Source organism: Calditrichota bacterium, assembly GCA_013151735.1.
Taxonomy (GTDB): domain Bacteria; phylum Zhuqueibacterota; class JdFR-76; order JdFR-76; family BMS3Abin05; genus BMS3Abin05.
This window is the reverse complement of record JAADHR010000053.1, coordinates 1-14,440: the sequence shown is the minus strand read 5'-3', so window position 1 is coordinate 14,440 and position 14,440 is coordinate 1. Positions and strand designations below refer to the sequence as shown.

9 protein-coding genes are annotated in these 14,440 nt (G+C 45.4%); all 9 read right to left on the bottom strand.

Annotated elements, in window-relative coordinates; genetic code table 11:
- Positions 1-369: 369 nt before the first annotated feature.
- Positions 370-1,062 (bottom strand): hypothetical protein, encoded by a 693-nt coding sequence (locus GXO76_03440; protein ID NOY76908.1) that lies wholly within the window; start codon positions 1,060-1,062, stop codon positions 370-372.
- A 25-nt stretch (positions 1,063-1,087) separates the two neighbouring features.
- Complete coding sequence (locus GXO76_03435) at positions 1,088-1,792, bottom strand: hypothetical protein (GenBank protein ID NOY76907.1); 705 nt, start codon at positions 1,790-1,792, stop codon at positions 1,088-1,090.
- Between the two features lie 1,061 nt (positions 1,793-2,853).
- Positions 2,854-3,924 (bottom strand): PorV/PorQ family protein, encoded by a 1,071-nt coding sequence (locus GXO76_03430; GenBank protein ID NOY76906.1) that lies wholly within the window; start codon positions 3,922-3,924, stop codon positions 2,854-2,856.
- 54 nt (positions 3,925-3,978) lie between these two features.
- Positions 3,979-6,906, bottom strand: a complete 2,928-nt coding sequence (locus tag GXO76_03425; GenBank protein ID NOY76905.1) for a hypothetical protein — start codon at positions 6,904-6,906, stop codon at positions 3,979-3,981.
- 127 nt (positions 6,907-7,033) lie between these two features.
- Positions 7,034-9,952, bottom strand: a complete 2,919-nt coding sequence (locus GXO76_03420; protein ID NOY76904.1) for a TonB-dependent receptor — start codon at positions 9,950-9,952, stop codon at positions 7,034-7,036.
- 323 nt (positions 9,953-10,275) lie between these two features.
- The gene (locus tag GXO76_03415) at positions 10,276-11,238 is read right to left on the bottom strand and encodes a Gfo/Idh/MocA family oxidoreductase (protein ID NOY76903.1); all 963 of its coding nucleotides are present in this window, start codon (positions 11,236-11,238) and stop codon (positions 10,276-10,278) included.
- A 1-nt stretch (position 11,239) separates the two neighbouring features.
- Positions 11,240-12,058 (bottom strand): sugar phosphate isomerase/epimerase, encoded by an 819-nt coding sequence (locus GXO76_03410; GenBank protein NOY76902.1) that lies wholly within the window; start codon positions 12,056-12,058, stop codon positions 11,240-11,242.
- A gap of 77 nt (positions 12,059-12,135) precedes the next feature.
- On the bottom strand, positions 12,136-13,491 hold the full coding sequence (locus GXO76_03405; protein ID NOY76901.1) for a DUF3748 domain-containing protein: 1,356 nt from the start codon (positions 13,489-13,491) through the stop codon (positions 12,136-12,138).
- Between the two features lie 48 nt (positions 13,492-13,539).
- On the bottom strand, positions 13,540-14,178 hold the full coding sequence (locus tag GXO76_03400) for an SGNH/GDSL hydrolase family protein (protein ID NOY76900.1): 639 nt from the start codon (positions 14,176-14,178) through the stop codon (positions 13,540-13,542).
- Between the last annotated feature and the right edge of the window lie 262 nt (positions 14,179-14,440).

Genomic DNA, 14,440 nt, shown 5'->3' with positions numbered 1-14,440 from the left:
GGGAATTGGTTGGATACTTTTTTCTACAAATGTTCAACACCTGCGGCGTTGTTTGGAGATTTTTCCGTTTTGGTCATTGATAATTGTGATTTGGAATTTATCCGCCAGAGGCGGACAGGTTTGTTATTTGGAATTTGGAATTTCCCTTTGCGTCCTGGCGCCTCAGCGGTGGATCTTTTCAAACAAGCCGCGAATGCGCGAATGATTGGTGTCGGGGCGATTCACGAATCGTCCTACAGATTGCCCAAATATTCCTGTGCCCATTTGGGGATGGATCCGTCATTATAAATAATCTGAGAAATTGCTTCAGAAAATATTAAAAAACCTCAAAATAATAATAAAGATTTTGGTGCTGATTTCCTCCGTTTTTTAGTTTAATTTTTTGGAAAAAATTATATTTAGTGAACTGCTCTTCTTTTTAATATTTGAAATATCTTTAACATTTCCAAATGGCAGCAATTCATGTGAATAAATAATGGCAATTGATAAGGAATGATAAATTACTCCTACTCCAAGATTTTCACCTAAATTGATATTGCCCAATATGGAATAATAATCTTGTGATATTTTATAATCAAAATGATACGTTTTTTTGTTTTCGTGATTATATCTAAAAGCAAATCCTTTTGTTTTTTTATGATAGTTATATCTTATGGGTATATATATGGATGGACCAATAAAAAAGTGAATCTTTGAAAAATTATGGATTAACCTATTTCGAAAATAATATGTTAGAAATACTGGAATTTCAAAATAGGTAATTGAAAAATAAATATCTTCAAAATAAACATCCCTTGGTTCCTCTGTGGGGAATTCAAGTGTTTTATTTCTGACAATGCCACCTCGGGTTACTAATAAAATGTTAATAGAGAGAGCTGAATTTGATTTTTCCCACTGATGGCCCACTCCAAAAAATGGACGAAAAATCCCGTTTGCATTGATGCTTGTAAATGAAGAATATGTCATCCCCCCAATTAGATATTGAACCCCGAATGGCTTTTTGGCCTTTGCTGTTGTCGTAAAAAAGAATAAAAATAACATAAAAAGTAATAGTCTCTTCATAATTTTTCCTTATATATTTTTTGTGTTAAAATTCAATATAAACCAAGGCGTTAATATATCCCATTTTGTGGTTGAGAGCTGATAAATGATCAAAAAAATAGCTTTCTTGATTATCAATAGCCCATGATAATTCAAAAATATATCTGGTGTATTTCAATTGAAAGCCAAAATAATAGATAAATTTAACAGAATTTTTTGAAAATTCTGAATCCCTCACAAAAGAATAATCAGTAAAATGATACGTCTCCATGTCTGGTGTAAATTCTCCCCCGTATCTTCTTTTTGAAAGTTTCGTTAAATCCTTAACCGGACACATAAAAGAATATCCGAAAATCGGACCAAAACCAAATCTCTTATTAATAGGCAGCTTTAATTTAAGTAGAATTGGGATTTCCAGATAAGCCATTCTGAGATGAATATCCCACCAATAAAGATACCTTGTTTCGCTTACGTTAGGGATAATCAATTGTTGTTTTATGGTAGATCCCCTGGTAGAAAACCCAATGCCAATAGAGAGTTCACTCAGCGAATCTGAATATATTTCTTTACCAACTCTTAGAATTATTCCTGTCTCCGATTGAAAATATCCCCTGTTAATAAAGTAAGATATATTAGATTCACCGGTAATGAAATGAGAAATCGTTGAGCCTACTGCAACATAGTATTTATTTTCTGCCAATAGATTTCTGGATAATAATAAAAGAAAAGTAAGTAATAAAAATTTTCGCATGATTAAATCTCCATGTCTATTGCATTTGTAATTTTTAATCAAGAATTTATTTTCATTAAAAATAGGTCTTTATAATACGGATTTTCCAATTAAACTAAACTTCAATAGCCAATATAATTAAAAAAACCCGAACTGGACACACTTCTTTATACTGCGCCCAATTCGGGTTTTTTCTTTCGTCAATCGTGCTTTTCTTATTCTCTGAAAAACAAACCACCATCGACGGATGCCTCCAATCGATGAATCATCACCCCGGCATCCTTGGCTCCACACGCGGATGATTCATTAAGATTTGAAAAATACCCAACCAATGTGAAAGAAAAGGAGTAGGGCTTAGGTAGTCGAAATCAAATGGAACTGCAAACAGGAGGTCGTCAGACGATTTTCGTCAGAATATTCATCTTTCTATTTTAAGAATCCTACTCCAACCATGATGATGTTTTAATTTAAAAAATAGAAACGAAATATCAAGGATTTTTTAAAAAAAAGGGGATTATTGCAAAAAATTAAAAATTGTGCGCCCGCGAAATACGCTAAATTTTGGGTTTCCCACCCTGTAGAGCCGCAAGATTTTGCGGCTCATCAAATTGACGTGACAAGTATTAAATGGTATTTCTATTTATGTTCAACCCCGTTCGGGGTTGTTGAAAATTAGTTGGCTACTCTTTTCTACAAACGTTCAACACCTACGGTGTTGTTTGGAGATTATTCCGTTTCGGTCATTGATAATTGAATTTTGGAATTTGTTTGATCATTGGAATTTGTGATTTGATATTTTCCCTTTGCGTCCTGGCGCCTCAGCGGTGAATCTTTTCAAACAAGCCGCGAATGCGCGAATGATTGATGTCGGGGCGATTCACCAATCGCTCCGACAATCACACCCGATTATCTCGCAGGCATAAAGCCTGCGGCTACAAATTGGGAATACTACAAATTAAGAATATCCATTCTGGGTAACGAATTGCCCCCCTTAAATGATTTTCATCAGACCCTTTCTGAAAAACAAAAAACCCGCTCCTGATACATCAGAAGCGGGTTTGTGGCAAAGCCTGCATTCTTTATCAGAACGACAAAATAAACGTAAACTGATTCACATCGTTCAGGAACTGATAGGCATTGTAGGAATAATCGAAACTGGCCTTTAATCCGCCCAGATTGTAATTGAATCCCATCCCTGCTGTGAACCCGATGTCCGTGTGGGTTTCGGTGGTCCAATTATTTTGTCCCTTTCGCTCAATCGGCAGCCATTTCACCGGTTCCTCCGGCAGATAGGCGTATCCGGCGCGCAGAGAAAACAGGTTGTTCCAGGTATATTCAGCACCGAAGTTACCCTGTTCGAAATTATCATTCCAATGGACACCATCAACTTCCATGGTCAGCTTCCCCATTTTGGAATCCATTAAATCATATGCGATGCCCATACGAAAGGTAATGGGCAGAGGATAAGGGGATGCTTTCATCTCATACGTTGTACGGATTTTATCATTTCCAAAGCGCGAAATTTTTTCGTACAAATGTCCGCCGTGAAAAGCCATACTCGGTCCAAAATTCTGAATCACCATGGCAAACCGCAAGCTGCGAAAACCGGTGTAATACAGGGTTCCCACATCGACGGCAAATCCACTGGCTGTCATGTCCCAGATGGCCTCTCGAACGTATTTGAACGTGATGCCCAGTTGCAGCCGATCCGTCATATTTCGGGCGTAACTAAACGCGGCTGCCATGCTGTACGCACCAAAATGGAAATCATTGGTTCCTTCCGGATCATCCACGGTTGTAACCAGCATCTTTCCCATTCCCAAATAGGTCACACTCAATCCGATGGAACCTGCTGCCCCCATAGGAGCAACAAATCCCACAAAATTATTGGACACATCAGCGAACCAGTCGGTGTAAGAAACGATAAGAGAATTGGCATCGAATTTGGAAATCGCGGCCGGGTTCCAGTAAAGCGCCGAGGCATCTGCAGCGTTTGCCACGAATGCACCCGCCATGCTGGTGGCGCGGGACCCCACACCAATCTTTAAGAATTGTGCTCCTGAAGTTCCCACTTTTGAAAATTGGGCCTGAACTCCCGAAACCGTCCAGCCCAAAATCAAAATAATGGTCAGGAGTTGTATGCTCTTTTTCATAGAATAGACCTCCTATTTCTATCACAAATCCTTACGTATTTGAGCTATAAATGATTACTTTACCACAGCAAATTTAACGATTTTCTGGCCAATTCCGGGTGCATCAATATGGGCAAAATACACGCCGCTGGCAATATCCTGGTGGTTATAGCTGGTCATATCCCATTTGACCTCACCTTCATTCTTCAGGTAGGCCATTTCATCATAGCCCTTCTTTAATTCCTGAACAAAATCGCCGGCCATGGTGAAAATCCGAATCGTACACACAGGAGGCAAATGCGTAAAATAGATCACTCCGTAATCGCTGGAGGGCATCCAGACATTCGAAATAATGAAGGGATTGGGAACAACCTTAATCTTGTCTAATTCAGAAGCCTTCTTCAATGGAGCAACCGCCTTCGTCTTAATTAAAACGGTATCGGTTTCATCAAAGCCCTTGAGTGCGGTAATCAGCCAGGTTTCGCCTTTGGTCCAGTGCGTGGAATCGTTATCAAAGCTGAATTTGTAATCCAGATCGTACTGGGGAGAGGTATCTCTCGGACCTTTTGGCGGACGGAAATACTTGGGATCCATGTGGCGGGGATTGGATGTCCAGTCTTCGCTGTATTTATTTCCTTCTTCACCGTAATAGGGAATGTACGTTGTCAGCTCATTCGGATCCCATTTCCCGTTACGCCGAATGTAATCCACCCAAACCGGCCAGAGACGCACATCGTCCGTTGAATCGTCCAGAGTGGTTCCCAATGACCACAATTCAAACGGGCAGGCGGCTTTCCCGTAGGGATGTTCCCATCCATACACGGAATCGCCGTTGGCATCCACCCAGCCCACAAACTTAATTTCATAAAAGCCAAAATCCTTGTTCCAGGTGGCCATGCGGAAATTGGCGTTGGCTTCAAAGGATTTGGGGGTCATGTGAAAGGTATCCACACCCGCTATCATTTTGTAGGTAACCTGACTGGGGATGTTTTTCACCTTGAAGGTCAGGCCGTCGACAATTTTTGACCAGGACTGGCCTTTCAGGTCGCTTTGGTTTTCCAGCAAAACCTCATCGGTTGTTTGGTCTTTCAGATTCCAGTAGAGATTATTTTGTTCATCGCGGGAAAAATAAATAATATAATCGTCGCCGGTCACGGACAATCGATCCAGAATTCTGGCGATGACGGTGGGACCACCGGAAACACCCACGCTGGCCAGACCCGCCGGATGCTCCACATCCAACGATGGATCCGTAACCGCCGACGGATTTGTACGGGGGCGGGCAACGGTTTTATTGGCCTTGGAGCTTTCCAATGTTACCGGAGAAGAATACGGCTGAAAATCGTAGGCCGTGACCGCGTAATAATAATCCAATCCATTGGTTAATGACGAATCGACATAAAAATACCGGAGTCCTGTGTTATTGCCGATGTGGTATTCCGTTGCGGTAAAGGTTGAAGAATCCACAACCGTACGCGAGGTGGCGTCGCCGGGTTTGTCAAATTCGGCAACCATCTCCCAGCTTCCGGATATCCCGGTCAGGCTTCGGTACACCCGGTATCCTTCAAAATCGTCGGAAATGTATTTTGTGTTGGGATCCTTCTTTTTAATGATCGGATAAAACGGATCGGGAACGGTTTCCGAATAATTATCCCAAATCAGCGTCACTTTTTTATCCCCCTCCACGACACGAAGATGAGGCGGAGGCGGCGCCGACGGAGCCACAAATCCGGCGTCATAAACGGTCTGGGCAAAATCATCGATTTTATTTAGTGCCTCTAAATTTGCATCCAGGTCTTCACTCTTATCCCAACCCACCATAATGGCAATAACCGTTGTGGCGGTGTCGTGGTAGGCCAGATCGATCGGGCCGGTGGTCAGAATGAACCGTTTATCTTCCGGGGCCTCATCCGAATCGAAGGGATACCAGGTGGTATCGCGATAGTCGTACCCCTGCATCATAAGATAGCGCTGGTAATCCTTGCCCGGATCAATCTGAATGGTGAATTTCTTAAATGCCGCCAGGCCGATTTGTTCACCCGGGAACTTGTCTTTCAACCAAACGGTTTTATTGCCGGCCTTGAATTCCACCGAATCGTGGTTGATAACACCGTCATGGTTGAAATCCATCGGACGATCGGCTTTGGGGCTCTCCAGAAAATCCACACCCAGAACCCCCGGATGCCGGGTCCACCCGGACTCAAAGGGAACGGCGTTGTACTGGTAGGCCAAATTTCGATCCACATTAAAGCCCACCATGTCGTCGGTTGCACTCCCAATATCGCTGTCGAGACACGGAGCAATATACGTATTCCGAATGGTCTTTTTATCATCACGAATATTGACCACATTGAATTTCAGAAATACAATATCGCGCAGGCCCTCGCCGGACCAGGCATACCCGTGCTGAATAACCTCGATTCCCAAAGGTTTGGTATCGGCGTGCTGTTCGGGGGAAAGATCATTGTAATAACACCAGGAATCCTGTTCCGACTGGATAGGAATCCCACTGGGCCAGGTTGAAAGATCGGTCGGGTCTGTACTCATAAAAATATGTTCTTTTTCATCCTCCGGTGTGCCGGTAAAATTCGGATAATTATTCGGAGGCAATCCCGGCACAAACTCAAATCCGGCGCTGTTCGGATCGTAGCCCACGGTCACGTAGGGAATCGGTTTTCCGTCCGCGGTGGAATCCACGATTCCGCCCACCCAGATGCCTGCGCCAAAAATGTAGTACTCGTGGGATCCCGCGGGCCATTCCGCTCCCGATCCAATTCGCTCGGGATGCTGTCCGAAAACACCGTAATTAGAAATGGGAAGCACCAGACGTCCCACATTGTGGGAGCGTTTCTGCCAAATAGCAACCTTGTTTGGCTTTTGCAAAGTAAGTTTTCCGTTTCGGGCTGTTTTTGCCCAGGACAATCCCGAAACAGCCGGAAGAAGTATACTCAGCAAAAGAGCAAACAGGGCTCCTTTGAGAAATATTTCTAGTGTTCGTTTCATTAGCCACTCCTTACTTTCTTCTAAAATCTAATTTTTTCCGTTCTGAACCGCCGGAGGCGGATTCGGGGAAATACGCAACATTTCCCAATTCAAAGATTTGAAAAACAACCATCAAATTCTTAAAAAACTAATAATTAATTTGAAATCCAAAATGAATAATTCTCGGAGGCCCAAAGTTCGAGGCCGTTCGTCTCAGGAAATGAAAGGATTTCAGATAACCCAGATATTCTTCGTGCCGGCTGATATGGCCATCGTGATTCAAGTCCTTGACCTTTTGCCATTCCCAGGTCGGATCGCCTTCACTGATTCCATCCTTGAAGCTCTGTTCATTCACAATCTCACCCGTTTCAATCGGGTCCTGTGTGTAGCTGTACACATTTAAGATATTTGTGCGATTGGTTACGTTGAATATTTCCATAAATATCTGGGCATCCGTTCCAAAAAGCTTGAAATCACGGGTGATGCGCATATCCATATTAAAATACCAGGGCCGTCGTGACGAATTGCGTTCCTCAACGGTTTCCCCCTTATAATTGGTTCGGGTATAGGGGGTTCCGCTTCTGCCGCGGCTAATCACGTTAATACCGAATTTTTCAAGAGGATAAAACCCGGCGATTTTCGGTCCTGATTTTTCCGGCAGCCGAAAATCAAAATTCACGTTGAAGATGTGTGTCCGGTCATAGCCCGTGGGATAAAGCCTTTCGGGGAAGTAGTACCGAACGCCGGTTTCGGGGTTGGTCTCGCCCGCTACAAACTCATTGGCCGTTGAAAAGGCCATGCTTCTTGCCTTTGAGAGACTGTAGGTTATCTGGGCACCCCAATAATTGCTCAGACGCTTGGTGAAGGTAAAATCCACGCCTTTCGCGTCGCCGTATTGGCGGTTGTCGTATTTGGATATCGGATTGGGCACCACCGGAATATAGCGAACGGTTTGCAGATCGTACATATCCTTAAAATAACCGGTAATTTCGATCTTGCTGTTTAATCCCAACTGATGGGTAATACCCAGTTCGTATGCATCTGTTTTTAAAGGCTTCATATTTGGGTTTCCAATGTAGTCATACGAGCGGGCCACATTGGGATCCAAATTGGCATACAACTGGAGAAAATCAGGAGATTGGAAAAATTTTCCATATTGAAAGTGCAGGACGGTTCTTTCAGTAATGGGGTGGGAAACACCCAGCCGGGGACTAAATTTCCATTTTGGCTTCGTGGGGACCAATTCACTGAAACGGTCCATCATATCTGACCGGTGCTCTTTTTCGGGATTCATGTAGTCAAAACGGATACCGGCATTTACGATGAGACCCGGCCATTCTGCTGTATCCTGAATGTAAGCGTTAAAAATCCGTGGATGCACCTCATAGTCGTTCCGGAACGGATCGGGACGCCAGGGCAGTGAATTGTAGTGGCGAATGGCGGTGTGTAACCGGCCCTCAAAACCCGTTTTTATCTGATGGTGCTGAGACACCTGGCTGGTCAATGTGAATTTGGCTCCGTAGTAGCTCAAAAACCGCTGTTCGTACCGTCGCGTGCTGGCGCCGTGGGTTTGCCAGTTGTTGTAAACGCCAAAAGGATTGAATGGATTCTGCCAATCCTGGTCCCGATATTCCTTGGGATCAAAAGGTTTCCACGTGGGTTCGAAGAACTTAAAATCCTGCCACCAATGGAATTTGTGATCGACGATCAAATTTCCATTACTATCCCGTAAATAATTTCCGTGGGCATCCTTTTTCCAGATGCCATCGACCAAACCCGTTCGAAAATCTGTTTTGAATCGGTTGATGGTAAATTCATAAAATGTTCGGGAATTGATTTGATGGGAAATACCAAAATAGAATTGGCTGTTTCTGCGCAAATAGTCCGTATAATTCTCGGCTACCCAAAGATAGCTTCTTTCAGGTGTTTGTCCGGTTCCCCTGAACGGGAATCGTTCCCATTGATTTCGCTCATAAAAACCGCCAAAACGGAACTGAATGCTCGGCGTCATATTATACGTAAATTTCCAAGTTGTTTCATACCGTTGCTGATGATTGTGATTCAGCCAGTATTTATTTTTGGCGATTTTTGGATTTAGTTTCATAAAATCATTCACGCGGTGTCCGTTGGCATCCAATCCGTAAGGCATTTGGTAGCCTTCGTCAATTAATTGCTTGAACTGATTGTCCAGTTTTCTCGGGTCGGCAACACCTCGGAGATTTAATACAGCAGACGTAAAAAAGCGGATCTTTTTATTTGTGAAGGGAATGGGACCGCCCAATGAAAACTCGTGGTTGTCAAAATCAAAATCCAGATCATTTGAAATCAGGCTGGCACCATTATCTGTAGTGTACCGGTAGAAGGCCGATAACCGGGGGCCGCCCGATTTGGTCACGACATTCACCACACCGGACATGGCCTCTCCATATTCGGCATTGAATCCGCCGGTAATAACCTGAACTTCCTCAATCGCAATATTGCTTAATGTTACGGCCTGCCCGCCGCTGAGAGGATCATCCACCTGCAATCCGTCTACCATCCAGGCCACATCATTTCCCCTGCCTCCGCGGAAATGCGAACCATCTACACCGGCTGTGTTTGCAATCACTCCGTTAAACGTTCGAATAGGTTGCCGCATGAATTCTTCCGGGGTGGCAATTCGCATGGTGGAGGTAATGTCTTTTTCAACCAGAGGACGTTCCGCCGTTACAACAACGGGTTTTCCAACCTGAAGCACCGTCGGTTCCAGACGAAAACTAATGGTTGCAGTCAAGTCAGCAGAAACCATTACATTTTCAACAATCTGAGGGGTGTATCCAATCATTGAGGCCTTGACAGAGTATCTTCCAACAGGGACATTGTTTATAAAGTAATTTCCCTTGAGGTCCGTACTGGCCCCCATTTGTGTCCCCACAATAATTACGTTGACCCCGGGTAAGGGATTGCCGGTTTTTTTGTCGACAACCTTACCGGCAATTTTTCCAGTTGTTCCGGCAAATAAATTCACCGAAAACAACACACCCAAAACCAGTGTCAGGACGACTTTTAAAACTGTCTTTCCAGCCATAGGCTTTTCTCCTCCTTACATTTTGTGGAATACCTGAAAAAATACAAACAGAATAGGAATTGCTGTTTGTTGTCTCACCTCCTCTCAACGGAAACCCCAACTCATAAACCCCATTACGTGATTTCGATCATGATATTTTATGGTTATAATACAGGAAGGATACTTATTCGGGCTGAAACAGCTTATTTTCTACAAAATTACATAATTTGTTGAAAGATGTCAAGAAAAAAATGAACTTTCTGTAATAAGTACAAACAATCGCCTGTTTTTCGGTTCTTGTTCAGCCGATTGATCAACTCCGGATTCTTTCATTAAGCAAATGCCTAACTCAAAGCCGCATCACAGCGCAATACCAATTCGAGTGTCCGTAATCCTTCTTCAAACGGACAAATGTTTCGTGCCGGGTCATTGGCCTGGACCATTTCCAGAAAACGTTCATTTTCGTGATGATACATTTTGTCCATGTCCTGTCGAACAGACCGGCTTTCCCATTCTTCTTCAATAACCAATTCTCCCGCCCAGATGTCGATCCGGTACATTCGTTTTTCACCGATAAAGACCATCTCATTTCGCCATTTATCGCCCAGCCAGGTGTGCAAATGGCTTCCAAGGGATCCGTTTTCGAATTCAAAACTGAGGGAAATCAACTCATCTATCGTATATCCGGGCTCTTTCGGATGAGCCGGATTGGCCGCAAAACCTTTTACGTAAGGAATTTCACCCACCACATACCGAAACAGATCCAAATTGTGGGTGGCCTGATCCACCAGCCCCCCGCCGGATTTTTCCTTTTCATAAAACCAGGCCGGGAGCTCCATTGTCCGGGACATGGGACTTCCGTAAAATGATTGTACCAGACGGATGGAATCATCGGCAACAGCCTGTTTGAGCGCCTCAATTATGGGCATCGCCCGAAAGACATAGCCGATTTGAACCCGCGCACCCTTGCGCTTTTCCAGCTCTGCTGCAATTTTTTGCGCTTGCTCCAGGCTTCGTGCTACGGGCTTTTCGCAAAAGACGGCCAGTCCGCGGTCAACCGATTCCAGAATAGGCTCTTCCCGTATTTGAGGAGGGGTGCAAATCCAGACCGCATCCAATTCTTCTTTCCTCAACAGATCGCGGTAATCAGAATATCCCTTTCCTCCGTATTTTTGAATATGGTGATTCAGATGGGTCGAATCGGGATCGGCCATGGCCACAATTTCAACATCTTTACGCGTTTGAAGATACGCCAAGTGCACATCCGAAATTCCCCCAACCCCAATAAATCCCGCGCGAACAGTCATTTTAATCCTCCAGAAGTTTTTCCAAATAGCGAATGGTTTCCCGAATATCTCTTTTTTGCTGCTCTCCGGAAATTTCGCGCTCGATGATGAACTCTCCGGAAAATCCAATTCCTTTCAGGCGTTTCACAAATTCGGGGAAATTTACCTTCCCCTGCCCGACTTTTACTTCTTGCCCCAGTTCAAAAGGATCCGTCGGGTAAAAGCCGTCCTTCGCATGAATATTTTTCACATACGATCCAAAAACATCCAGGGCATCGATGGGATTCCCCTTGCCGTAAAGGATGAGGTTGGCCGGATCGAGATTGATTCCCAGATTTTGCGCGCCGACAGAATGAATGGCCCTGAGAAGGGTAACCGGCGTTTCCTGACCGGTTTCAAACCAGAACTCCAACCCTTTGGATTCACAGGTGGCAGCCACTTCGCGAACGGCCTGCACCACGTTGTCAAATTCGGGATCGGTCATATTTTCGGGGATAAATCCCACGTGGGTCACAACGGCCGGCGCACCTATGGCGGCCGCAAAGTCAGCCGCCCGTTTAAGAGAAGCCACGCGCTCCTGACGGTACTCCGGAGGCACCAGACCCAGTGTAACCGGCCCCTTTCGAAAATTCCATTCTCTGGGTCCGGGAACACCCGCCCAAAGGGCCGACACCCGAACTCGGTTCTGCTGCAGGTCGTGTTTTACACGGGCTGCCACATCTTCCCGCCAGAGCGAGTCATTCCAGTTCACCAGCTGGCACACCGAAAGCCCGAATTCCTTTAAGGGCGCAAAACTGTTTTCCGTTTCTTTTAGCTCAACAATCAGTCCGATTTCATTCATTGAAGGATCCTTTTTCTACTTAAGAATCTGCTCCGAAAAATCTTTACCCACGAATTTCACGAATTTTCGCGAATTTATTATTTTCTGCCGCGCTCCGCAATAAAAATCTGCAATTGTTTATCCAGCGGAAGATTAAATGCAATGAGATCCCCCTTGTGAGACCAAACATAATTTGCCGGAGCCGTAGGATACGTTTTTGTGATGGGAACGGACCGCCCAAAATCGGGTGTTCCCTCCTCCACATTCGTCAGGTACAAACGATTTTCGGCCGCACAGAGGATGAATTTGCCGTCGGGACTCCACCGGGCTTCGGACTGAGCCCCATCAGGAAAGTGCGTGGCTTGAATCATTTTTCCCCCAAGCGGGGACATGAGGAATATCTGCCATGTGCCCTTTTTATCCCGACTCAAAAACGAAAGGCGGGAACCTTCCCGATTGGACCACACATTTCCTCTGCATCCTGATTTCGTGTGGGTGAGCCGCCGCTGCACCGTACCTTTCGGCGGCATCGGGAAGGAGGTGCGCGTCCCTTCAAGCGGGCCGTCCGGCCCGGGAACCGTAATATCGTCGGGAATATCCACTACAAAAACCTCCTCTTTCCCGCCGGCCAGTTTCCCGATAAATGCCCGCGCCAGCTGCCGCGACCCATCGGGCTTCAGGTAACCCGCTTCTCCAATCCACCGGTCACCTGCGGCATGGCTGATTTCATCTGTCCCGGGTTTGGGATCGGGAACCACTTTCACAACCAACACGCTAAATCCAATACCAATTCTGTTTTCCCCTCGGGGGTCCAGATCAACCGGGACCACCTGACCCAGTTTCGTCACGCCGATCGTGCGCAAATCCAGATTCTTCCCGATTCGATCTCCGTAGTCCTTCATGATCTGGTCATTGTACGTAAACCCAATCCACCGGTCACCCGGACCGCCGGGCTCGTGGCGGTGGGTGCCTCCGCGAAGGGCACCGGGTGTAAACGGAAAGGTCACATCCCGGGAATCGGCCCAAATGCAGGTCTCGCTGCCCGTTCCGGGAACAATGGCTCCCACGCGACGGGTTTTCCGGTAGGTTAATCCGTTCACCACATCCGGCCCGTGAATAAAAACGACGCTGTCTTTATGCGGAAAATAGCTGGCCGCGCCCACACCGGGACCCTCGTGTTCCACAAAACCTTTCACGCGGTACAAAACCACTTCCTGTCCGGTGCGCACGTTGACCTTCTCAATCGTTCGGCTATCCGCAATGCCGCCGTTGAAGGGACGGGTATCATAACAGAGCCACTGATCATCGGGAGAAAAATTGAGATTGTTGTCCAGATCGTGGCTTTTGTCCATGTCAAAGGTAATCTGCCGCACCTTCCAGAGAGATTGCGAAGATCGCGAATGACAGGAAAATAAAATGGCACCTACTACCAGGAGTAACATTAATTTTTTCATTTTCACACCCACATTTTTAAATTTGAATTTAAGTTTCCAAAGATGGATTTAATCGGCCTTTTCGTATTCGACTGTTTTCAAAAAATGCCTGGCCATGGCCCCGTGCCCCGCAAGGTTCGGATGAACCGAATCTTCCGTCCAATAGTCCAGAGGTTTTTGTACAAGCAATTGGTCAAAGATGACCTGAGTTTGAATCAGCCTGGCTGAAAATTCGTCCGCCAATTGATGAACGGTCTTAATGTAATCCTTCAGGATCTGACGGAAGGGGTGATCTTCCTGAGGATGAATAAAGAAAGGCTCCCACAAGATAAACTTTGTTCCGTACCTGTCGTGGGTCCGGCGAAGCAACTTCCGGTAGGTTTGGGCATATTCATCCAACGGAACCGCCTCATCCTTTCGTCCGCTGACAAAGCGCCACACATCATTAATTCCGACCAAAACCGACACCCAATCCGGCTCCAACGACAGCACATCCTCCTGCCAACGGGCATCCAATTCCCGGATCGTATCGCCCCCCACACCGCGATTATGAAAACGCAACGTGCGTTCCGGGAATTTCGCCAAAAGCAGTGATGCCGCAATCATGGCGTACCCCTGCCCCATTGGCCAGCAGGGTAATTCCCGCCGATTAACGTCCGTAATACTGTCGCCTGCGAAAACAATGGTTTGGTTTTTTTGAAAAATCATATTGGACTCTCCTATAAATCACCTCATTACCAGTTTTTGCAATATTTTGTGTCAGCTCCCAAATACATTGTAACAGAGAATCACCACAATAAATTGCGGTGATCATACAAAGAAATGAGGCTCAGCAAAATTATTTTCTCTCAGGAAATAAAAAAACGGGATTCCTTTTAAAACGTCATATCGCCACAAATTGTTACTCTGTTTTCGGCCACCCTCCGTGTCCTTGTACCATCACCACAATTCATTGTGGTGATGATATCCA

Excerpts from the sequence above, each read along its gene's own strand:
- GXO76_03425 (NOY76905.1), bottom strand. The coding sequence starts at position 6,906 with ATGAAACGAACACTAGAAATATTTCTCAAAGGAGCCCTGTTTGCTCTT.
- GXO76_03420 (NOY76904.1), bottom strand. The coding sequence starts at position 9,952 with ATGGCTGGAAAGACAGTTTTAAAAGTCGTCCTGACACTGGTTTTGGGT.
- GXO76_03400 (NOY76900.1), bottom strand. The coding sequence starts at position 14,178 with ATGATTTTTCAAAAAAACCAAACCATTGTTTTCGCAGGCGACAGTATT.
- GXO76_03435 (NOY76907.1), bottom strand. The coding sequence starts at position 1,792 with ATGCGAAAATTTTTATTACTTACTTTTCTTTTATTATTATCCAGAAAT.
- GXO76_03410 (NOY76902.1), bottom strand. The coding sequence starts at position 12,058 with ATGAATGAAATCGGACTGATTGTTGAGCTAAAAGAAACGGAAAACAGT.
- GXO76_03405 (NOY76901.1), bottom strand. The coding sequence starts at position 13,491 with ATGAAAAAATTAATGTTACTCCTGGTAGTAGGTGCCATTTTATTTTCC.
- GXO76_03430 (NOY76906.1), bottom strand. The coding sequence starts at position 3,924 with ATGAAAAAGAGCATACAACTCCTGACCATTATTTTGATTTTGGGCTGG.
- GXO76_03415 (NOY76903.1), bottom strand. The coding sequence starts at position 11,238 with ATGACTGTTCGCGCGGGATTTATTGGGGTTGGGGGAATTTCGGATGTG.
- GXO76_03440 (NOY76908.1), bottom strand. The coding sequence starts at position 1,062 with ATGAAGAGACTATTACTTTTTATGTTATTTTTATTCTTTTTTACGACA.